Below are 23518 nucleotides of genomic sequence, written 5' to 3'. Positions count from 1 at the left end.
TGTAGGTTATTGATAACCTGTGATTACGCCGGATTTGTACCAACGCCACGCAGTTCTATAACTTATCCCTACGCAGTTCTATAACTTATCCCTACCTTTTTTGCATAATCAGATAGTTTCATTCATTTAATGATCGTACATTCATAATAATATGATACTACAAATATACATAAATGACTATAAATTCATTAAATTATTGTAGACTATATTGTGATCAACTGGATTTGAGAGGGAAACTGGGTGAATCAATCTTCCTTAAATCGGACATTAACCCAAATTTTCGGGATTCTTCTGGGTATAGCACTAGCCATGTGGGTAGTTAGAGGTTTTGGTATGCTGACATTTATTCCCGGTGGTGTCATTGGACTGTTGTTACTAGGGGCGATTACCATAGGGATGATTAGCTATGTACAAAAAACCTGGTGGCGGTTGTAGTCTCAATATATGACAGAGTAAAAACTATGGCAAAGTATGTATGTACGGTGTGTGGCTACGAATATGACCCAGAAATCGGCGATCCTGATAGCGGTGTAGCTCCCGGAACGCCCTTTGAGGAATTGGCTGAGGACTGGGTTTGTCCTGTGTGTGGAGTCACAAAAGATTTTTTTGAACCGCTAGAACTGTAACAATAACCGCTGGTTCCTAGATGTATATATTATAGAAGTTTTTAGCCTTGAATATTCAAAGACCAACTTTAAATATTGTAGTGATTGGAGGTGGAGCGGCAGGATTTTTTGGTGCGATCGCTTGTGCTCAAATGAATCCTGATGCCCAAGTTACCTTAATCGAAGCTAGTCGTCAACCACTGGCGAAAGTGTTGATTTCTGGTGGAGGACGCTGTAATGTCACCCATGCTTGCTTTGAACCAGCCAGATTAGTACAAAATTACCCCAGAGGTGGTAAGGCTTTACGGGGTGCTTTTAGCCGCTTTCAAGCTGAGGATACAGTAGCTTGGTTTGAAAACCACGGTGTGCGGTTAAAAACAGAAGCTGATGGGCGGATGTTTCCCATCACAGATAATTCTGAAACAATTGTGGAATGTTTGATTAAAACTGCTGCGTCCGCTGGGGTACAATTACGCATCGGTACACCAGTAGTTGATGTCAAAAAACTTCCCCAAGCACCAGGGTTTGAAATTATCCTCAAGTCTGGACTGAGCCAAAAATGCGATCGCCTGCTTTTGGCAACAGGAAGTAACCCTATGGGTTATAAAATTGCTAGGGAGTTGGGTCATAACATTGAACCCCCTGTACCTTCTTTATTTACCTTTAATATTCCCGAACCCAAACTGAGGTTATTGGCTGGGGTGAGTGTGAACCCCGTACAATTACGTTTATCTGGGACAGGAAAACCACCACTAGAACAAACTGGGCCATTATTAATCACCCACTGGGGTATGAGTGGCCCTGCTGTGCTGAAACTTTCGGCTTGGGGTGCCCGATTTTTGCACGAAAACCGGTATCAAGCTAAATTATTGGTGAATTGGCTACCGGATTTCAATCAAGAACAAGTGCAGCAAAAAATCTTAGCAGTTAAGACACAATGGGGACAAAAAGCCATGGTCTTACATCGTGGGGTTGACCTACCGCACCGCCTCTGGCAATATCTTATTGACCGGGTCGGGATAACGACAGAAGACCGTTGGGCTGAACTATCCAATAAAAAATTAAATCAGCTAATTCAAGAACTGACCCAGGGAGAGTATTTAATTACAGGTAAAGGAGTGTTTAAAGAGGAATTTGTTACCTGTGGTGGTGTTAATCTCAAGGAAGTTAATTTTAAGACTATGGAGAGTAAGTTAATTCCCGGTCTTTATTTTGCCGGAGAAATTCTAGATATTGATGGAATCACGGGCGGGTTTAACTTCCAAAGTGCTTGGACAACAGGATATTTAGCTGGTAAGTCCATGGGAAGTGAACTAACTGACGGTGGCTATCAAAACATAGTGGGAGCGTGAGAACCCCTACGCTTGAGCGAGGGGATGAAACGCCACTCAACAGGATTTATACCTAACTTATTTACTCCTGCTATCGGGTTTGTTTTCTGGGTCAACATTGACTTGAGGATGCCAAACTTCCCACAACAAAGCGCGATCGCTCCAAGCAGAGCGCATTAAATTCCAGCGCACCTCGTTAGTAGTTCGACCAAACAGATTGAGCATGGTTTGCAGCATTTCTGGAATAGACAGGGTATTTGCTAAAAAACCGCTCCACTGGGGTAAGGATAACTGGAAAAATGAAGCAAAGAAAGCTTGTAGCGTCCCCTCGTCAAACCGCATTAAGTTTTCTAAACCGAACCGGTACAAGGCGTGTTTACGGATTTCCTCGGTTGACCATAGGGTTTGCCATCCTGTGGCTGCAATCTCCCCAGGAGACCCATTCGGATGATTCAAAGCCTGGGCGATCGCTGCTGCTACCCCGGGGGCTCGTCGAATCAAAGCCCCTACCATATAACCAGATGCGGGATGTACCATGCTAGCTGCGCCACCAAAGCCCATGACGGATTGATTGATCAACGGTAAGGGTAAATTCATCGGGAACAAACAGTATTCAATGTGATGGATGTGATTTACCTGCACACCTCGAAAGGCTAAACGTTGATACAACCGCTTTTTCAATACCTCAAAGGAAACTGCGGGACTGTTTGCTAGGGAGGTTTCTTCTACAAAAAATACACCGCCTCCTAAATCCATGGCGTAGAGAAATGTGGGGGGTTCTTCTTGTCTTTGCGCCGGTGATAGATGATCGCTGCGGTAGTCCATTAAAACAAACTGTTGGGCATCAATGGGTGGTGAGGAAAAAGTGCCGACGATGCCGTAAGCTGCTTGATAGGCAATGCGATTGCTTTGGGGTCTTTTTAACAGCGCGGGTTTGTGACCACTGACATCAATAACCACTCTGGCGGCTACCTTTGCTCCTTGGGTCGTAGTGACGCACGAATGAGTTGGTAAATGCTCAATGCTGGTAGCAGTACCCTGATGCCATAACATTTTACCCTGCTCGCACTGTTTTAAGAAGTGTGACTGCAGCTTGACATTATCAAATAAACCGTACTCACGCTGAAGGGATATTTTTTGATCAAGGGTGTAGGTGACACAGTTTTGCCAACGATGGCTGAGAAGATGGGTCATCTTCATTGGTTCTAATTCATTGCACCAGATACCGTATGTGTTTGACCATTCTACTGGGGGGGGTGTGGTTGCTAAACCTGCAACCCTCAGACCTTGATTACATAGGGCGGCGGCGATCGCCAATCCTCCCGGTCCAGAACCAATCACTAAAGCATCAAATACCAAGCTCATACCTATACCCTAAAATGCACTACTACACTGCATTTTAGGGGATTGCTTAGTTCCAGTTTGACTCTTGTGTCCCTCACCCCTATGGTGTGGAAGTCTAGATACTGTTATTTATTTATATAGCCTCATCATTACCCCAGAGGATGACCCGGAAATCACAAGCAGAGTGGGTCAAAACATTCTGGTTCTAATTTGTGGGTGAATTGAAGACTATGTAAAGATACAATCCTCGTACCCCGCTCCCTATCCCCACCCTGATACGAAGTAACCCGTGCAGATAGCATGATTTAACAGAAATTCTGTATATTAAATTACAGTTTACCAGTATAAGAATATATTATTCTAATCCAATTAGTGCTATTATTTCTCAATAAGATGCTAATTGCTGTATTTAGGCTGTTTTTAATCATAAGTACTACTCAAATTGACGATGCATCTATTAATTGTGCTTGGGGATGAGAATTTTTCCCCAACATCATAGTCAAGAATAGATAAAAACTGAAAACTTATCCCTCATATATTATGACAATTACAATTTCACAACAAGCTTTTTGGGATTTATTTGTAGAAATACCAGAAGCACAAAGAAAGTGCGACGGACTATCTACTATCCTCGGTGAACAGTGGGAAATGTTTGATAGTATTTTGCAATTCCCTTCAGAACTAGGTACAGGATTTTATGGAGAAATAGAATTGCGGGAAGGTTTGTCCTTAGCAATTACAGAAACTCAATTATATGATGATATAATTTTGCATCTTCCAGATAGACAACATCCTTTAGAATACAGTTTTTATATTTCCAGTCATCGCCAAAATCACCATTTTTCTGTTCACGACGGAAAAAACACATTATGGGGTAGCGGGCTTGCGCCTAAAGAAAAATTTTCATCATTTAAATCACAAAACCAAATTGAGATTAATGTACATATTGAACCGGAAATATTTTACCTATTCATAGCAAGAGAACAGGACATACTCCCACCAGAATTAACTCATTTAGTCAGAAAACCTGATGAAACATATTATTCTCGTTCTAGTATTACAACTCCAGCAATGCAAGTAGGAATAGAGCAAATTTTAAATTGCCCCTATCACGGACTAATGAAAAGAATGTATTTAGAGAGTAAAGTTTTAGAATTGATGGTATTGTTGGTAGAACAAGACGTAGCAGCACATCCAGCTAAACATAACAGCTTTACAATCAAACCAGAAGATGTAGAACGCATTCACTCTGCTAAAGACATTTTATTAAAAAATTTAGATAATCCCCCCTCTTTAATCGAATTATCCCGACAAGTGGGGTTAAATGACTGTACCCTTAAACGTGGCTTTCGGTTGGTATTTGGTACAACTGTCTTTGGCTATTTACATCATTACCGACTAGAACAAGCCAGAAAATTGTTAGTAGCAGGAGAAACAAGTATTTCTAAAGCTGCGCGTAGCGTTGGTTTTGCTAGTCGTAGCTACTTCGCTACTGCTTTTAGGAAGAAATTTGGTATCAACCCTAAAGAATTTTTATTAGCTAATTCACGTTCATCTCTGGAAATTAATGAATTGATAGGGTAATTACAGGAAAATTAAAAATTTTGATATAAATACAATTCTCACCTGATTAAATCACTTAAAAAGCAAAAATTCCGTCTAGAGTTCAAAAAATTCCGTCTACCGTTCACAACATTTATCCACATCCGATTAATTTCCTGTAGACTTCTTGATAGTAATTATAAATTACCGAAATTCAGTTGATAAGGTATTGAGAGTAGTTAGCGGTTACTGTTAACTCTTCCCAATTCCTCATGCCTATTTATTAGTGTTGTGAGTCGAGTAATGTCAAATCATTTAAATAAACTAGCTTGGATGGTCATTTTAGCTTTGCTATTGGTTAACCCACCTGTTTTAGCTGAAGGCCACGAAAAACCAAAAGGTAAAATTTCTCAATTAAGTGATATACAACAAGCTTCTAGTAGAATTCAGCAATGGCTGGCTCAGTCTGTGATTCAGGTAGCAGGTGTTAATTTACAAACAACGGACAAAGGTGTAGAAGTAATTTTAGAAACCAATCAATCAGATCAACTGCAACTCACAAATCAAAGTGAGGGCAATAGTTTTATTATTAACATTTCTAATGCCCAGTTAAACCTACCTAGCGGTGACACATCATTTCGCCTCGAAAAACCCATGGCGGGAATTACTGAAGTTAAAGTTAGCAATTTAGATGCAAATACAATTCGCGTCACCATCACAGGTGAAACTGCTGCGCCGCAAGTCGAGTTATTTGATGCTGACCAGGGTTTAATTTTTAGTGTCATAACCACAGCATCTACTTCTGAAACCCAACCAGAAGAACCAATTGAATTATTAGTTATAGGTCAGCAAAATAGATACCGTGTACGTAATGCTGCAACTGGAACGAGAACGGATACTCTAATCCGAGATATTCCTCAGACTATTCAAGTAGTTCCTGAACAAGTGATCAAAGATCAAAGAGTTACTCGTTTAAGAGATGCGCTGCTGAATGTTGGTGGTGTGGTTCAAAATGGTGGGTTTGGTGGGGGAGTAGATCAACTGGCTACTCGCGGATTTTTTAACGGTGGTCTTTTTGGTGGAGGTATTTTAGTTGATGGTTTCAAGGATGGACGAAATGGTATTAGAGAAACTGCAAACGTTGAGCGTCTAGAAGTTCTCAAAGGACCGGCTTCAGTTTTATATGGTGGCGTCGAACCGGGAGGTGTAATTAATTTAGTTACGAAGCAACCTCTCAAAGATCCCTATTATAATGCTGAATTGTCAGTAGGTAATTTCTCCACATTTCGTCCTAGTCTTGATATCTCTGGTCCACTAAATTCCGATAGAACTTTGCTATATCGGCTCAACTCTGTTTACGAATCTTCAGCAGGATTCCGTGATTTTAATCAAGATATTCAAAGATTCTTTATTTCACCCACTTTAAAATGGGAAATTGGCAAAGCAACCAACTTAAGGTTGCAATTCGACTATCTCAACGATGAGCGTCCATTTGATCGGGGATTTTTAGCTTTTGGTAATGGTATTCTTGATATTCCTGTGGAGCGTATTTTAGGCGAACCAGATGATGTAAGGAAAGTTGAAGAAATAGGTTTTAGCTATCGCTTAGAACATAATTTTAACGATAATTGGAAAATCCGCAATGCCTTCCGATATCAGAGTGCAGATACCTTCGATTATCGTGCTGAACCTGTGAGATTAGATGAAACAACAGGGATTCTCACACGGAACTTTAGATCCAATGATGACTATCAAGAAAATTATACCTTACAAACTGATTTAGTTGGTAAGTTGGCGACAGGTTCAATTGATCATACTCTCTTATTTGGTGTTGACTTAGCTAGAGCCACATCAGGGGGAACTCAGAGCCGATTACCCGGAGGAATTACACCAAGTATTGATGTATTTAATCCAGTTTACAATGCCATACCCAGACCTGGTTTAGAAGAATTAACCAACGTTGTGCGTAATAACCAGAATAGAAGTACTGGTTTAGGAATTTTCGTACAAGACCAAGTAGCTTTTGCAGATAATTTAAAATTGGTTGTGGGTGGAAGGTTGGATTTTGTAGATCAAAACAGTAAAGATTTACGGGATGGTTCTGAATCCAATCAATACGATACAGCTATCACCCCCAGACTGGGTATTGTTTACCAACCTATTCAACCTATTTCTCTTTATACTAGTTACAGTCAATCATTTTCACCAAATTTTGCGACAAGCGTAGATGGAACAATTTTAGAACCTGAACGGGGAACTCAATATGAAGTTGGTGTAAAAGGTGAATTTTTGGATGGCAAATTAGCGGCTACTTTGGCAGCTTATGACATTATAAAATCAAATATGGCTACAACTGATCCAGCTAATCCAGACTTTAGCATTCCGATAGGAAAACAACGCAGCCAAGGAGTTGAACTCAATGTTGGGGGAGAAATTAGTCCTGGTTGGAATGTGATTGCATCTTATTCTTATGTTGATGCTAAGTACACAGAATTTAATGATGGTTATGCGGGGAATCGTCCGGTGAATATCCCATTTAATACAGCCAGTTTGTGGACAACTTATCAATTACAACGCGGTAATTTACAAGGTTTAGGTTTTGGTTTAGGTTTGTTTTATATAGGCGATCGCCAAGGTAACGACGAAAATACTTATGTCATCCCTGGTTATCTGAGAACAGACGCAGCAATCTACTATCAACGTGATAATTGGCGGTCTGGGGTTAATATCCAAAATCTGTTTAATGAAAAATATTTTCACGGAGCAAATTTTGGGAGAGTAGCTATAGAACCTGGGGCACCATTAAGGGTTATTGGTAGTTTTTCTGTGACATTTTAAACAACATCAGGTGTAGGTTATAAATAACCATCATGAATGAAAGTTATATCAAATTCAAACGCTTAACTCGCTGGTGGGGATTGGCGATAGCAATGTTTTGTTCTTTATTGCTGACTGTAGCTTGTCATTATGGTGGTTCTATACCCGTGAATGAACAGATAACAAACGCAGCTTGTCGTGATCTTAAACACTCTGCGGGAATCACCTGTATTCCAGACAAGTTTGAGCGACTTGTGACTTTAGATGATACTTCCTTGGAAAATGCGATCGCATTAGGTATTCAACCTGTTGGTAGTGTGATTTCCGAGTTTTCCTCACATTGGCGAGAGCAGATGACAGGAGTGAATAACATCGGTACAATGGGCGAACCTAATTTAGAAAGTATTTTGGGAATGAAACCGGACTTCATTATCGGGTTCAAGTATTTCGAATCAATATATTCTCTGTTGTCCAAGATAGGACCCACAGTTTTATTTAAATTTGAAAATAGTGGTCAATGGAAACAGGTATTTAATAACATTGGTGTCGCTTTAGGTAAGGAAGAAACTGCTAAAGAAGTAACAGAAAATTATTACCGTCGTTTGGCTAAATTTCAGGAAAACATGGACGAATATTTAGCTAAAATTCAAGTTTCTGTAGTACGAGTTTATCCGGATAAAATCAACCTTTATCTCAGGGATTCTTTTTGCGGCACAGTTTTACAAGACGCGGGATTATCTCGCCCAAAATCCCAAAGTTTCACCGCATCGGAAGCAAAAAAATTATTTGGTAATCCCATTCAAGTATCTATCAGTAAGGAATTAATTGAAAAAGCGGATGGTGATGTGATATTTATTTGGACATACGAAAATAACGCTAAAGGCAATCAAACAGCTAAAAAGAAATTAGAGGAATTACAAGCAAATCCTCTGTGGAAAAATTTAAAAGCTGTACGCAACAATAAGGTTTATGTAGTTCCAAGTTACTGGATTGGGAGTGGTATGTTAGCTGCAAACGCCATTATTGATGATTTATTTCAATATCTCGTCAATACACCCTAAATCACAGTAAATTTCAGGTTATTATGTATAAGGGCGGGCAGGATGCCCACCCCAGAATAATTTTACTATTAATACTTTTATTTTAGGTACTAAAAACCTACTGTAAAATATTGCCAAGCGGGCTAATTTATTCCAAATTTTTTTTATTTAATTACTTTGGTTATGACTCTTCATACTTTATTTGTTTGTAAATCTTGTAGTGCTGTTATCGACCATGAAGAAGCTGATGAACGGGCTGAAGGAAATAAATTATTTTTGCAACTGCTAGAACTGCAAAAGGATAATTCTATTTATCATCATCTCAATATTGAATCTGTAGGTTGTTTATGGACTTGTGGCCGACCTTGTACTGTGACTTTTGTTTGTCCAGAAAAATATACATATCATTTTGTGGATTTAACAGAGGAAAGTACAACTGATTTGTTGCAATTCAGCCTGCTTTATCAAGGAAGTAAAGACGGATATGTTTTACCTGGGAAACTACCGGGAACACTTCGTTCTCATCTTTTAGTCCGCATCCCTCCCACACCAGAGACAAGGTAAATGATATGTTGTAAAGGCTTGGAAGACGCAGAGCGTAAGGGGCGCGTTGAGGGTCAACTCGAAGGTAAACTCGAAGCAGTACCTCGGTTATTGAAGTTGGGGTTAACTTTGGAGCAGGTAGCAGAAGCACTACTACAAAACTTATTCCTGGAAAATTTGATCAAATTTACCTTGTGTTTCCACTTTCCCTGCTTTCATGACAATAATCTGGTCAGCACGACGCAACACAGCAGGACGATGGGAAACTACAAGACAGGTTGGTGTCCAAGAATTTTCTTGCTGTTCAGGATTATTAACAAATATCCGCGACCATAACGCCAATTCTGTTTCTACATCTAAGGCGCTGGAAAGGTCATCAAATACTAATAATTCCGGTTTGCGGATAAACATCCGCGCTGCTGCTACTCGTTGCATTTGTCCCCCAGATAACCGCACACCTTTAGAACCAACTACAGTTTCTAAACTTTCGCTCATAGTCGCCAAATCTTGCTCAAACACCGCCATTTTTAAAGCTGTGGCAATATCTTGGTCATCTTTAGATAAACCCAACAAAATATTTTCTCGCACAGTGTAGCTAAATAATTGGGGAATTTGGGGAGTATAAGCACTGCGAGGGGGAACCAAAAAACTAGCTGGGCTTTCTACAATGTTCCCATTCCAGTAAATTTCTCCCTTTTGTTTAGGTAGTAATCCTAATAAAACCCGCAGTAATGTAGTTTTACCTGCACCAATTTCACCAGTAATTACAGTTAAACTACCCCGTGTAATTTCCAAGTTAATATTTTTAATTCCTTGGTCAGTACCAGGATAATTATAAGTGAGATGAGATACTGTTAAAACTTGCAGTTTATCTTGCTCATTTCTCACAGGTGGTTCTAATGGTGGTAGGGGTTTTTGGCGATTATTCAGGTCATTTACATAAAGTTGATTGGGAGCTACTAATATATCCGCGGATACACCTGCTAATAAACTAGCCATCCGTTCAAAAGATACTTCTGTATGTTTAGATAACGCTAGAAAACCGCCAACAGAGCTAAAAAAGCCAGTCACAAAGGAAAGGTTATATACAAATAAAGCAAAGTCACCAACTGTTAACTGATTAACGCCACTCTGCATGAATTGAGAAGCCAGTAAAAGAATTATACCGGTTCCTAGATTCACCATATTTTGAAAGGTAGAATTAAGAATAGCATTCAACAAGCTATCTTTAATCATTGTTTGGCGGCGTTGCTCATTTAAAGTATGAAAATAATCCAAAACATTTTTTTCTGCGCCGGCGACTTTAATAGCTTGAACTGAACCAAATATTTCACCTAAAAGCCCTGTAACTTTTTCGGTAGCTTGGCGGCTGGCTTTCCTATACTTTTTAATGCGAGTTTCTCCGCCTTGAATAATTGCGACCATTCCGACTAAGGGCAGAAACACAAACACGGTCATCTGCACATTAATACTCACTAAAATCATTAAACAAAGAATAGCAAATATTCCTTCTCCAGAAATTTCTGATATCCAGGCTACGTTGTCTTCTATTTGTTCGGCATCATCACGAAAATAGCTAATTATTTCTCCCTGAGATCCAGTTTTTTCAGCTTCTTCATTAACAATTATGGGCTGTGCTGTGGGATTGTCAAATAAGCGTTCTAATAAGTTATGTCGCAGTAATGACCGCATTAAAAAACGGTGCTGGGTTTTGGTAATACGTCCGGCAAATATAACGGCAATATGCCCAAAATTGAGAGCGAGTAATAATGCAATTAAGGCTAAGGGTGATAAACCCAACTGTGCTTTATTAGTTAAACTATTGAAAAATTCCCTGATGATTAAGCCTGGTAGCGCTGGCAAACCCGTAATTAAAATCCAGTAGATGCTGTCAATAATATATAGTTTGGGTTGGTAACAAATTAGTTGCCATAATAATTGCCAATGGTTGCATTTTTTTGTTGCTGCCATAATTATTTTTAATTTAAAATATCGCTTAAGCCTGTTTGTAATAATTGGGAAAACCGTGATTCTGAATTATTAAGTAATACTTCTCGTTCACCATATTCTATGATTTTACCTTGTTCTAAAATGAGTATTTGGTTAGCCTTTTGTACAGTGGCTAAACGATGAGCAATAATAATGCCAGTACGCCCGGTTAATAATTTATCAACGGCTTTTTGTACGAGTCTCTCGGTTATGGGGTCGAGGCGAGAGGAGGCTTCATCTAAAATTACTAAACCAGGGTCTTTGAGAAAGACGCGAGTAAATGCGAGTAACTGCGCCTGTCCCGCAGATAAGCCATTACTATCTGGCCCCAAATTTGTATCTAAGCCCTGGGGTAATGAATATAACCATTGTGATAGTCCCAATATTTCTAAGGTTTCATGGATGCGTTCGTCGCTGATCTGTGGGTTAAAAAAGGTGAGGTTATTCCTGACTGTTGTTTGAAACAATTGCACATCTTGGGTGACTAATCCGATTTTTTGCGGTAAGTCTGTTATGGGAGTTTGGTTAATTGGTATATCTCCCAAGTGAATTAGGCCTGAGTGTGGGTCATATAATCTCAGTAATAACCGCACTAGTGAGGATTTACCGCTACCTGTACGCCCTAATAATCCTAATACATGAGCAGCAGGTAAGTTAAAGGATATGTCTTGCAATACTAAATTTATAATATCAGATTCGTGGTCATTATAGCTAAATGAGACGTTGTTAAAAGTCACTGAAAGTGCGCGGTGAGGAAGTTGTTGTTCTCCACCTACACTAATTTTTGATTTTACTTGAAGTAAATTTTGAATGCGGTAAATACTGGCTTCTGCTTGTTGCAGGTTTTCAAATTGGTTGCGGATTTGTTCAATGGGTTCGCTGAGTAAGTTGGTGTAGTAATATAGTATATATACCGTACCAATTGTGATAATGTTTTTACTCCAAAGGTAAGCACCGACGCTTAAGGCGATCGCTGTCCCTAATGTAAAAATCCCGTTAGTTGTACCCCAAAGAATGGTACTGGCAAAGCGGGCTTTATGAAATACTGGTAACCACAGTTGTAAAATTTTGTGGAAGCGGTGCATGACATAATTTTTCGCTCCATTGGCGCGGATGTCTTCCATACCGGCGAGTTGTTCACCGACAAAACCAAAGAAATCAGCACTGATTTGGCGATAATTCGCCCAATGGGGAACAGCTATAGAACGCAGACGAATTAAAGTAAATAATGCTGTGAGGCTAAAAAATGTGATCGCCAAACCAGCTCGCCAATCTTCGGCAAAGAGGACTACAATTACACCGGACATGAGTAGTAAATTGCCTAAGATGTAAACAGTAAATTTAGAAAAGAATTGTGACAGGGTGTGAACATCACCATCTACCTTTTCTAGTAATTCACCGGGTGTAGAGTATTTATGAAAGGATAAATCCAATTGCAAACAATGCTCAACTAAATCAGCGCGTAAGGCGTTGGTAGCTCCCCAAGCGACGTTTTCGCCGTAATAGGTAGCTGCAATGCTAATTAGTTGGGTGATTAAAGCTACAGTTATAAATAGTAAAGCGGCTAAGAGCAAATTTTGTCCTGAACCTCCAGTTACGGCTGTATCAATGAAATATCGCAGAATTTGGGGGTTAACTAATTGTAGTCCTATGCTGGACAAAAGAGCGATCGCAAACTTAGCAACTCGCCATTTTTGTGGTTGGAGATAATCTACAAGTAAATTACAGTATTGTCGGAGTCCAATTTTCATAAAATTTTACCTATCAGCAAACCAGATTTTGGAGACTGATTTCAGAGTAATGTAGATTACATGAACAAAGGTTTTAAGCTTAACTATTGATTCCCATTGGTAAAATCATCACAGAATCAATAAATCGGTAAAAGTTCGCATTCATAATTTTTCAAGATGTTTCCCCTATTAAATATCTGAATATATCATCTAAAACTTGATTTGCTCCAATAATTCCCCATGCAGCAATCCATACATCATTTCGTACTGGATAAATCCGGTTTTCCTGTACTGCTGGTAAGTCCGACCACAAAGGATGATTGATAAATTGTTGCAGCTTTGATTCATTGTGTCCTCCTAGGATCAGAAAAATAGCATCACCAGCCATTTGGGGAATTAATTCTAATGAAACATTTTCTTGAGTTTTATCTTTGTCTTGATACACAGGACGAGAAAAACCTATTTCCTTAATAATTGAACCACTAAATGAGCGATTCATATAAATACGAGCAGAATTTGCCCAAAAATTCACCAGAGATACTTGAGTTTTAGTAAGATTATCACCCATGGTTACCCGTAAATCTTTGATTCTTTGGTCATACTCTTGCAGCAAATTTTCTGCATGTTCTGTTTCACCAACTGCTTCCGCAAATTTTCTTAACCACTGTTTCCAATCAGTATCACCTTCTGCTAAAACTGTTGGTGCAATTTGGGATAAATTTTCATATAAATCAGCATCCCAATTTAACCCTAAAATTAAATCGGGTTTTAAATATAAAATCTTTTCTAAATTTGGTTGACCGTTAGTACCAATTTTCTCAATTCCGTCGGTTAAATGATCTAGATATTTGAGAAAATTGTTGTCGCCCAAGGTTGTCGCGGCTATCGGTTTGATTCCTAAAGCTAAAATGTTATCTAACCCACCTAGCACAATTACTCGTTGCGGGTGTAAAGGTACTTTGGTTTCACCCATAGCATGACTGACTACCCTCACCGGGGTGACATCCACCGAGTTAAGGTTTAAATTTTGTGTGCTATTCAGTCCACAACCTATGATAATGAAAGTTGTGGCAATACCTAAGATGAATTTTAATTTATAAACAGAAAATAATTTCATCAGTATAATTAATTTTGGATTGTTGTAATTGATATAAAGGGTGAGCAAAAAACCACCCTAAAAAAATAATTTATGCTGATTATTTACCAAACAATTTGATAGCCTACACTGAGAGTTATACCTTTTCCGGCATAATTGGCACTATCGAAAAATGGGGCAAAGTATTGTGAATAAACTGGGAAATATTGGTTATTGAATAAGTTTTGAATACCAAGTTTTAGTTCACCTTGACCTAGTTTGATACTGCTGATATAGTCAACTGTGATAAAGCTGTTAATTTTGGCATCCTCTACCTCATCTTGAAAAGCGAGATCGCGATCGCCTGAGTACAATAATTGCAGTCGGTTGCGCCAACTGGGGAGGGTTTGGTTTTCTACGTAGGCTGTGAGTTTTAATGGTGGAACAGTAATACTGTTGAGTGCAAGGAAATTACCATCATTATTCTCATCATTTACACCTTCTATCCAAGTAGCTGTACCTCCCAAACTCCAACCTTGAGATGGTTGGACATCCACAGCTGCTTCTATCCCGTAAATTTTTTGAGGAGCGCGAATAGTTTCCAGGAAGTCACTATTAGGGTTAAAACTAAAAGCTGAACCTAACTCAGAATAGTTGTAGAAACCAGAAAGTGACACCTGGAGATTATCCCAATTACTACGAATACCAATTTCATAGTTATCTACTTTCTGTGGTTCTGTTAGTTGCAAAGAGTTTAAAACATTCACCACACCTCCAGGAGGTCGGCGGAAAACACGACCTAAATCTGGAACTGAGAACCCCTGAGCAAAGTTACTAAAAACACTAACTGACGGCGTAAGTTTGTAGACAATACCACCATTAAACACTGTGGAATCAAAACTGCGATCGCCTCCTTGAATTTGCCGACGGGGATTTTCTGCTGTGATATAATCGTCTAAATTCACACCAATATTCACATAGCGCAAGCCACCACTTAACAGCAAATTATCAGTAACATCCCATTGCAACTGACCAAATATACCCAGTTCTCTAAAATCATACTCTGGGACAAAAACACGCTCGTCAATCTTGCGAAAAACTCGACCCCCGGAAGCATCAAATTCATCAGGGTCGAAAATATTAAATCTTTGAGAACTGCGTTCTTTTTGATAATCAACCCCCCAAAGTAAACTCACTGTGCTTTGAGAATTAAAAGGTGTGTCCACCTGCAATCTTCCACCCAACTGTTCTATGTCGCCTTCTGATTTGGTGATTGCTCTCAACCTACCATCACGGTTATCATCGGGAATTCCTCCACCAAAACCATAATTACGATAGTAAGCTTGAGCCTGAACCTTACTAGCTAAAATACTATCATTACTGTAATTTAAACTTAGTAAAGTATTGTTGATAAAGGCCCCATCACTAGCGCCAATTACAGTAGTCCCCTCCGGTATTCTCAGAGCGCGAGATTTTTGAATTCCGGGAATTTCATCAATAGCTTCATCAGAAATAAAGTTAGTATTTTGCCACTGGTCGAAATGATTAAAACTAAATTGCAGACGTTGATCGGGCGTTAATTCTACTCCTACCTTAGCCAAAGCATTGATTTTGGTGCTATCTTCATCACCTGCAAAATTAGCAATGCGATCGCCTTCAGCATCAAAAAACCCCCCAGTGGTCACCAGAGAAAACCCGACAGTATAGTCAAATTTGCCCTCTGTCCCAGATATTTGATGCGACAAATCATAGCCAAAACTATCTGCGGAATTAGTCAAAGAAGTATCTAAACCAATATTGCTTGTAGAAGTTAATCTTTGACCGCTTGGCCTCTTAGTAATAATATTGACTACACCACCAGTAGCTTGACCACCATAGATTGCATTCGGACCGCGAACAACTTCAATGCGTTCAATCGCACTGGGGTCAATGGTTGTCAGTTGAGCGGGAATTGATTGCAAATTAGCATTTTGGGGAACACCGTCAATTAAGACCGAAATATTACGACCGCGTAAACTTTGCCCAAATGTATTACTCCGATTAGTAGGGGAACCAAAGCCAGGAACTGTTTTTCCCAAAATATCAGCTAAATTTGTGCTCAACTGGGCTTGCTGTTCAATTTCTTCCCGTGTAATCACAGTTACAGAACGTGCGACATTCTGCACATCTTCTTCCGTGCGTGTTGCTGTCACCACCAATTCTATAGATTCTTGAGTTTCATCTGAACGCTGTTCTGGCTCTTGTTGTGCGGAAGTTCCAACTGGTGTGAGGGCAAAAATTAACCCTTCAACAGTGTCAAATAATTCGACATTTGGCAATCCTGTTGCACCCGTGACTGTTAACCGAATAGTGTTAACATCTAGACTAGTAACTGTTATCTGTGTAATACCCTCAACTGGTTTTAAGGATGTAAAGCCATCACCACTAGGTAAACGCAATTGACTATTAGGAATATCTATAATCAAGTCATTCTTATTATTGCTACTATTTGTGATTTGCAGTTCTTCGGCTTGATTTGTCTTTAAAATTACCTCTATACCTTTTTCTGTGGGATTTACTTCTACTCCATTGATAATAATTACAGATTGCCCTGTTGAAGTTTGTGATACTAATTCTTTCACCTTATTTGTAAGTAGTTCCACCTCACTTACAGACGGAATTGCCAATACAGGTTTAACGGTAAGTACTACACTGGTTAAACAAACTACTGTAAATAATTGCAACCTTGTTGACATATACTCTCATACCAATTAAGAATCTATTTTAAGGAGAGTACAATAATTCCTTTGTAATTTAAAATACCTGTTCAGCTGCAAGACGGATTTTTTTGGCCCGTAGACGGATTTTTTTGACAATTGGATTTTTAAACAGGGGCGCGAAGGTTTACGCAAAGGTTCGCAGAGGTTGAAGGAGGGGTGCAAGAAGGGCGCAGGAAGGGCGCAGGGTTAATGCTGGCTGCTGGTTTTTCCAGGCGATAGTATTTTGGGTTAACTCCAAATCGTTTACGAAATGCAGCTGCAAAGCTACCTTGGTTTGCATAACCAACAGTACGTGCTATTTCTTTGATACTCATTCTTTTTTCTATGAGCAGTTGACTTGATAATTCCATTCGCTGTTCATGTAAATAACCAAATACTGTTGTGCCAAATACTTGATGAAAACCAATTTTCAGTTTGTAATCGTTTAATCCTACTTGTCTTGCTAATTGAATTAATGTGGGAGGATGATTAATATCTCTGATGAGGATTATTTTAGCTGCATGAATTCTTTCAATGTCATCCTTTTTAAGTAGGAGTTTTTTAGCTGGCTTTTCATGGTTCTGTGCCAATTGTTCCAATTTCAGTGCAATTAATTCTAAACATTTACTTTCTAAGTATATACATTTAATTATTCCCTGGAAAGGACAGTTGATAATCTGCTCTAATGGCAGATACATCTCTGGAGTGATTATATTGCTGTCAAAAAAATCTTCTTTACTATTATTTTCGAGGAAGTCTGTTAAAATATTTGGTACCTTTTTGCGATGCTCAATAATAAAATCTTTCAGCAAATCTGGACTTTTTAAGTGAATATCTACTTTTAGTCGCCGCTTGTTACCAAAAATTACAAAACTTTCTCTTCCATCCATTTGATCTTGATTCCTCCAGTCTAAAAAACTTTGCCCACATTCGTTTTGGGAGTATGAGCCTGACAAATTAAATCCAAATTCTATCTTATCGTATTCACTCGGTTGAATATCTTCAGATTCAATATACAAATCATCATCAAATTGTTCATCAATAATTAGCAGACGTATTCCTCGTAATTGAATCTGACGATGGTATCCTTTACCCAAGTTTTCCGGGCAGTAATTGATAAAATCTCCAGTATGAGATTCATCTGGATATTGAGTGTTTTCGTTAATCTGTTGCCAAGTTATGTTATAGTCTGTTTGCGAAATTATGTTGGACATACTTTTCTCTGAGAGGTAAAATGCTTAAGTCTACAAATGTCAATTGATGATGAAGTTGCAACCTAAAATTTATTGGCGAATTTCTGATTTTTAATTGTTTAAGAACACCGTATCCTACTAATGGGGATACACATTGGTGTACCAGTTACTGGGTCTGTAATAATCTGGGAACCTAGCCCGAATACTTCTTGAACAGTAGTTTTAGTCATCACTTCTTCGGGTGTACCATGAGTATAAACTCTACCTTGCTTCACCGCTACTAAATAATCTGCATAACGACAAGCTTGGTTTAAATCATGCAGTACCATAACCAAAGTTCTTTGCTGATTTTGGTTTAATTCCCATAGCAAATCTAAAACTTCAATTTGGTGTGCTAAGTCTAAGAAAGTTGTGGGTTCATCTAATAGTAAAATATCCGTATTCTGAGCTAGTGCCATAGCAATCCAAGCACGCTGTCGCTGTCCACCAGAGAGGGTATCTAACTCCCGTTCAGCCAGTTCTTTCATTCTCGTTGTTTCTAATGCTATTTCTACAAAATGTTCATCTTCTTTTGTCCATTGTTGCATCAAATTTTGATAGGGAAAGCGTCCGAAAGCTACTAAGTCTCTGACGGTTAAACCTTCGGGAGCTAGGGGAGATTGAACCAAAATACCTAATTTTTTAGCAACATCTTTTGTTGATAACTTAAACAAATCTGCTGTATCTAAATAAACTGTGCCTTTCTGCGGTTTCAGTAACCTTGCTAACCCCCGCAGTAGTGTAGATTTACCGCAACCATTAGCACCCACTAATGCGGTAATTTTTCGTTTGGGTATAGTCAGATCTAAATTTTTTATAATGGTTACCCCATCATAACCTAGAGTTAAATTATTAGCTGATAGGGGATGAATTATCTGAGTTGGTAATATCATTTTTTCCGGCTCATTAATAAATAAATAAAGTAAGGAGCACCAATTACAGCAGTGAGAACGCCACAGGGAAGTTCTAGGGGTGCAAATATAATTCTCCCCAATAAATCAGCGATAACTACAATCATGGCTCCCCAGGCGGCAGATACAGGAATTAAACCTTCATGATTACTACCTACTAACTGTCGGGCGATGTGGGGAGCAATTAATCCCACAAAACTAATGGTTCCAGCAGTGGCTACCGCTGCGCCAGAAAGTGCAGCACTAATTAATATTAAAAAACTGCGTTGCCACTCTACTCTACTACCTAAACCTTTTGCTATTTCATCCCCTAAAGCTAAAGCATTTAATTGTGGTGCACTACATAAAGCTAAAGGAATAAATATTATCAACCAAGGTAATATAGCTAATACCTGTTCCCAGCTGCGTCCATAAACACTACCAGCTAGCCAAACTAAAGCTTGACTCACATTGTAAATTTCTCCAAATGTCAGCAATAGGCTAGTCAAAGCACCAGTGACAGCAGAAATTCCCACGCCAATTAAAATTAGGCGAATGGGATGAGTACCCCTATCCCAAGCCAGTAGATAAATCACCACAGAAGCAGCTAAAGCACCACTAAAGGCAGCTAAAGGCAAAATTCCGGCCGGTAAGTTGGGAAACAGCACAATTAAAGACACAGCCGCTAAACCAGCACCAGTATTAATCCCAATAATACCTGGGTCTGCTAAAGCATTTCTGGTGATGCCTTGGATAATTGTCCCAGATATTCCTAAGGCTGTCCCCACAAGTCCAGCCGTTAAAGTTCTTGGTAGTCTTAGGGTGTTAATCACAAAACCATATTCAGGATTTCCCGTGTTTATCCCCAAAATTGTTTGAATTACAACTAGAGGTGGTGTGGGATATTCGCCAATGGAGGTGCTAATTACCATCGTTACCAAAGTGATGATTATCAGGATGAGTAAAACAATGGGAACACGTTTTTTCAGGCGCAAAGAAATAGGAAATATTTTGGAACGAAAAATTAAGCTATTATTCCTCATTTTTTAATTTGATTTTTCGCTAAATAAATGAAGAATGGCGCACCCACTAAAGCTGTCATAATTCCCACGGGTAGTTCTTGTGGTTGAATTACCAATCTGGCAAAAATATCTGAACTTAAAAGTAGGATTGAACCAAACAAAGCGCTATATGGTAGAATCCATCGGTAATCTACCCCAATTAACAAGCGCACTATATGGGGAACGATTAAACCAATAAATCCAATACCACCTGTAACTGCTACTGCACTACCTTGGAGCAGAAAAACACTAACGCCAGCAGCAATTTTTATCCATAAGGTTTGTTGACCTAATCCTTGGGCGATATCTTCTCCTAGGCTGAGAACTGTGATTTGTTTTCCTAGGAGGAACGCCAAGATTAAGCCCATGCAAATGTAAGTCAACACTTGAGTAATGATATTGGCATCAGCACCTGCTAGGGAACCGGCTAACCAAAAGCGAATTTCTTCTAATGTGCGTTGGCTGACAATTAAGATGGTAGTAATCAGTGCGGCAAGTAAGTTGCTCATAGCTGCACCAGCCATGGTGAGATTGAGAGGAGTGATACCACTGCGCCCAAAAGAAGCTAAAAAATAAACACTGATAGCCGTAATTCCCGCACCAGCAAAGGCATACCAAACATAAGCAGTCGGTGCAGAACTACCAAAAATAAAGATAGCAATTACAACAGCGAAGGATGCGCCGCCATTAATTCCTAAGATGCCCGGGTCGGCTAATGGGTTACGTGTTATACCTTGCATTAGGGCACCAGATACGGCAATTGCAGCACCTACCATCACGGCTAGGAGCGATCGCGGTAGTCTGACTGTACGTATAATTAAATGGTTTTGAGAACCATCAAAGTCTGTCAATGCTCTATAAACTGTAGTCCAAGGTATATCTGCAGCACCGAGAGTGACGCTGAAAATTAGGCATATTAGGAGAATCACTACTGCTAAAACTAAACCCCCAAGGGGCAAAGTTAGGGAGTGTAAAAATCCTCTGTTTGGTGAGGAAGTTGATTTACTCATTACCTATCTGATATTTATTCTCAACTGAGTTTAAAGTAGTTGAGAATAGATTGCAAGTATATATAAAATTAAGTAACATAAGTTTTGCTCCCGAATAATCAGTTATAGGTGAAGTTTCCGTGTACACAAATGTCCTTCTCTATGCTTCAATGTTTTTAGATTTGAACACACCTAAAAATGAAATTCAGCGAAATTGTTGATAGAATGGGTGAGTTGGCTACAGATAACAGCCTCAGCATTGCTCCCGTTCAAAATCCAGAAATTACAGGTGTAGCTGCTGTGGATGAAGCTAAACTTGGTCATCTGAGTTATATAGAAGGGGCAAGATTCGCTGCTCTTGTCAGCCAGACCCACGCTAGCGCTTTAATCTTACCCCGGGATAAAACACTACAGTCCCAAGCAGAAGAGCGGGGTATCGCCTGGATAGCTACGCCAGAACCCCGCCTGTTGTTTGCCCAAGCGATCGCACTTTTTTATCAACCATACCGTCCCCAGCCAGAAGTTCACCCCACTGCGGTGATTCATCCCACAGCCAAAGTGGGTAATGATGTTTATATTGGTCCCCATGCGGTGATTCAGCAGGATGTGGAAATTGGTCATGGTGCGATTATTCATCCCAATGTGGTAATTTATCCCGATGCCAAAATCGGCGATCGCACCATCTTACACGCTAACTGTACCATCCATGAACGTACCCGCATCGGTGCTGATTGCGTAATTCACAGTGGGGCTGTGATTGGTGCGGAAGGCTTTGGTTTTGTACCTACCCCCACTGGTTGGTTAAAAATGGAACAGTCAGGTTATACTGTCTTGGAAGATGGGGTAGAAGTTGGCTGTAATAGTGCCATTGATCGCCCGGCTGTGGGAGAAACACGGATAGGAAGCCGGACAGTAATTGATAATTTAGTACAAATAGGACACGGTTGCACTATTGGGTCAAATTGTGCTATTGCCGGGCAATCTGGACTAGCCGGAGGGGTGAAAGTGGGGAATCGGGTGATCTTAGCCGGACAGTCAGGAGTGTCGAATCAAGTAAAAATTGGTGATGGGGCGATGGCATCTGCTAAATCCGGCATTCATCATGATGTGGCACCGGGGGAAATAGTTTCCGGGATGCCAGCAGTTCCCCACAAACTGTATCTGAAAGTATCTGCCATATACAATCGCTTACCAGAAATGTATCAATCCTTCAAGCAATTACAACGGCAGATAGGAAAAAAGTAACTAACTAATCCCCAATTTTTCTAACACTGGCTTTGTAGAAACGATGTGACGATCTAAACCTAGTTCCTTGGGGCTAACCCCTAAAGCCAAAGCAATCAACTGAGGTAAGTGCAGGACGGGTAAACCTAATCGTTTGTTAATGACCTTTTCCACCTCTGGCTGACGGGAATCTAAATTCAGATGACACAAAGGACAAGGAGTGACTATACAATCAGCCCCATTTTCTAGGGCTTCTTGAATGTGCATCCCCGCCATCTTAAAAGACTCGGTGGTGGCGTAGCTAGCAAGAGGCCAGCCACAGCATTGGGTACGACCACGGTAATAAATCGGTGTTGCGCCTACCGCCCGAAATAAATTTTCCATACCTTCGGGGCGGAATGGGTCATCATAGGGCATATGTTTTTGGGCGCGCAGGAGATAACAGCCATAAAAAGCAGCACAGTTTAATCCGGTTAACTTATGAGTGACTCGTTGACTAATTGCCTCTAAACCATAATCTGTAATGAGGGCATAGAGAATATGTTTAACTTCGGTACTACCGCGATAAGGTAAACAGCCTTGTTTATTTAGTAGGCCATTGACTTGTTTTAGGTAACTGGGGTTGTCTGTTTGGCATTGCTTGAGGTTTTCGTTCACATGACCGATAACCCCCTGACAAGTGCTGCAATGGGTAAGTAAGGGTAGATTTAACTCCTCAGCTAAAGCTATATTGCGGGCGTTGACAGTATCTTCGAGTAATTGGGAATCTTCTTTAAATGTGCCGGAACCGCAGCAAGCGGCTTTTTTGACTGAAATCAGTTCAATACCCAATGCTTGGGTTAAAGCTTGAGTGGATAAGTGAAGCTCTCCGCAAGCGCCTTGGGCTACACAGCCGGGGTAATAAGCGTATTTGAGGGGGGAAGATAGCATATAAATATGTTTGGATGTTTGGATAAGGGCAGTTATCCCTGATAATAACCTTTAGAAAAGTAGGGATTTAGTGGCTTTGGGGTAAATGGTTTTTTTGAGTATTTGAGATGTTATCTTAGGTACAGAACCTAAGTGTGTCCTTGGGGATGGGAGTTTTCTAGAGCTAGTCCTAAGCTGAATATTTTATAGACAAAAATATACTTATATTGACAAGTATTGACATAAGTGAGTTAAGAAAATCGCCCACTTGATATATAATCTTACGATATCAAGTATTGAATTAAGACTATTGCCAAGGCGAAAACCAAGCAATGATAGCGGTAGTCTTTCTTGTAAATCTTAAGAGAAATATCGCGTCTGGCTAAGGCGTGCAAGTCTACACCAGGGATAACCGCTCCCATGCTCCCGTTGAAGTAGAAAGTAAAGTCTAGCTTTGTC

The 23518-nt window shown here is 39.8% G+C and carries 18 protein-coding genes; 8 read left to right on the top strand and 10 right to left on the bottom strand.

Going from position 1 to position 23518, the window contains the following annotated elements:
• Positions 1-240: 240 nt before the first annotated feature.
• Genes NWP22_RS12315 through NWP22_RS12305 form a run of 3 tightly spaced genes read left to right on the top strand, consistent with a single transcriptional unit; the run spans position 241 to position 1957 of the window.
• A complete protein-coding gene (locus NWP22_RS12315) occupies positions 241-435 on the top strand; it encodes a hypothetical protein (protein WP_271731187.1) in 195 nt (64 codons plus the stop codon).
• Positions 436-461: 26 nt separating this feature from the next.
• Positions 462-626 (top strand): rubredoxin, encoded by a 165-nt coding sequence (rd, locus tag NWP22_RS12310; protein ID WP_271731188.1) that lies wholly within the window; start codon positions 462-464, stop codon positions 624-626.
• 47 nt (positions 627-673) lie between these two features.
• A complete protein-coding gene (locus tag NWP22_RS12305) occupies positions 674-1957 on the top strand; it encodes a BaiN/RdsA family NAD(P)/FAD-dependent oxidoreductase (protein WP_417006587.1) in 1284 nt (427 codons plus the stop codon).
• A gap of 57 nt (positions 1958-2014) precedes the next feature.
• On the opposite strand, the gene crtL is transcribed toward NWP22_RS12305, so the two are convergent.
• The gene (gene crtL / locus NWP22_RS12300; protein WP_271731189.1) at positions 2015-3301 is read right to left on the bottom strand and encodes a lycopene beta cyclase; all 1287 of its coding nucleotides are present in this window, start codon (positions 3299-3301) and stop codon (positions 2015-2017) included.
• A 519-nt stretch (positions 3302-3820) separates the two neighbouring features.
• Between crtL and NWP22_RS12295 the strand changes: the two genes are divergently transcribed.
• From NWP22_RS12295 to NWP22_RS12280, 4 genes are all read left to right on the top strand, one after another.
• Positions 3821-4864, top strand: coding sequence for a helix-turn-helix transcriptional regulator (locus NWP22_RS12295; RefSeq protein WP_271731190.1), 1044 nt, complete (start codon positions 3821-3823; stop codon positions 4862-4864).
• Positions 4865-5125: 261 nt separating this feature from the next.
• The gene (locus NWP22_RS12290) at positions 5126-7660 is read left to right on the top strand and encodes a TonB-dependent siderophore receptor (RefSeq protein ID WP_280801954.1); all 2535 of its coding nucleotides are present in this window, start codon (positions 5126-5128) and stop codon (positions 7658-7660) included.
• 32 nt (positions 7661-7692) lie between these two features.
• Positions 7693-8700: an iron-siderophore ABC transporter substrate-binding protein gene (locus tag NWP22_RS12285; RefSeq protein ID WP_271731192.1), complete on the top strand. Its 1008-nt coding sequence runs from the start codon at positions 7693-7695 to the stop codon at positions 8698-8700.
• Positions 8701-8862: 162 nt separating this feature from the next.
• Positions 8863-9243: a DUF1636 domain-containing protein gene (locus NWP22_RS12280; protein WP_271731195.1), complete on the top strand. Its 381-nt coding sequence runs from the start codon at positions 8863-8865 to the stop codon at positions 9241-9243.
• A gap of 141 nt (positions 9244-9384) precedes the next feature.
• On the opposite strand, the gene NWP22_RS12275 is transcribed toward NWP22_RS12280, so the two are convergent.
• The 8 genes from NWP22_RS12275 to NWP22_RS12240 form a co-directional block, all read right to left on the bottom strand.
• Complete coding sequence (locus tag NWP22_RS12275; protein ID WP_271731196.1) at positions 9385-11193, bottom strand: ATP-binding cassette domain-containing protein; 1809 nt, start codon at positions 11191-11193, stop codon at positions 9385-9387.
• An 8-nt stretch (positions 11194-11201) separates the two neighbouring features.
• Positions 11202-12962, bottom strand: coding sequence for an ABC transporter ATP-binding protein (locus NWP22_RS12270; RefSeq protein ID WP_271731198.1), 1761 nt, complete (start codon positions 12960-12962; stop codon positions 11202-11204).
• A 151-nt stretch (positions 12963-13113) separates the two neighbouring features.
• Positions 13114-14058 (bottom strand): ABC transporter substrate-binding protein, encoded by a 945-nt coding sequence (locus NWP22_RS12265; RefSeq protein ID WP_271731199.1) that lies wholly within the window; start codon positions 14056-14058, stop codon positions 13114-13116.
• Between the two features lie 83 nt (positions 14059-14141).
• Positions 14142-16751 (bottom strand): TonB-dependent receptor domain-containing protein, encoded by a 2610-nt coding sequence (locus tag NWP22_RS12260; RefSeq protein WP_271731200.1) that lies wholly within the window; start codon positions 16749-16751, stop codon positions 14142-14144.
• Between the two features lie 128 nt (positions 16752-16879).
• Complete coding sequence (locus tag NWP22_RS12255) at positions 16880-17968, bottom strand: helix-turn-helix transcriptional regulator (RefSeq protein ID WP_271731201.1); 1089 nt, start codon at positions 17966-17968, stop codon at positions 16880-16882.
• Positions 17969-18066: 98 nt separating this feature from the next.
• Positions 18067-18879, bottom strand: coding sequence for an ABC transporter ATP-binding protein (locus tag NWP22_RS12250; RefSeq protein ID WP_271731202.1), 813 nt, complete (start codon positions 18877-18879; stop codon positions 18067-18069).
• On the bottom strand, positions 18876-19919 hold the full coding sequence (locus tag NWP22_RS12245) for a FecCD family ABC transporter permease (protein WP_271731204.1): 1044 nt from the start codon (positions 19917-19919) through the stop codon (positions 18876-18878). Before NWP22_RS12245 ends, NWP22_RS12250 begins: the two co-directional genes overlap by 4 nt.
• On the bottom strand, positions 19916-20947 hold the full coding sequence (locus tag NWP22_RS12240; RefSeq protein WP_271731206.1) for a FecCD family ABC transporter permease: 1032 nt from the start codon (positions 20945-20947) through the stop codon (positions 19916-19918). Before NWP22_RS12240 ends, NWP22_RS12245 begins: the two co-directional genes overlap by 4 nt.
• Before the next feature lie 177 nt (positions 20948-21124).
• On the opposite strand from NWP22_RS12240, the gene lpxD reads away from it, so the two are divergent.
• A complete protein-coding gene (gene lpxD / locus NWP22_RS12235) occupies positions 21125-22171 on the top strand; it encodes a UDP-3-O-(3-hydroxymyristoyl)glucosamine N-acyltransferase (RefSeq protein ID WP_271731207.1) in 1047 nt (348 codons plus the stop codon).
• On the opposite strand, the gene NWP22_RS12230 is transcribed toward lpxD, so the two are convergent.
• Positions 22172-23080, bottom strand: coding sequence for a CoB--CoM heterodisulfide reductase iron-sulfur subunit B family protein (locus NWP22_RS12230; protein WP_271731208.1), 909 nt, complete (start codon positions 23078-23080; stop codon positions 22172-22174).
• Between the last annotated feature and the right edge of the window lie 438 nt (positions 23081-23518).

It is taken from the genome of Anabaenopsis tanganyikae CS-531, from assembly GCF_029891675.1.
GTDB lineage: Bacteria > Cyanobacteriota > Cyanobacteriia > Cyanobacteriales > Nostocaceae > Anabaenopsis > Anabaenopsis arnoldii.
This window is presented reverse-complemented; position numbering and strand designations above follow the sequence as displayed.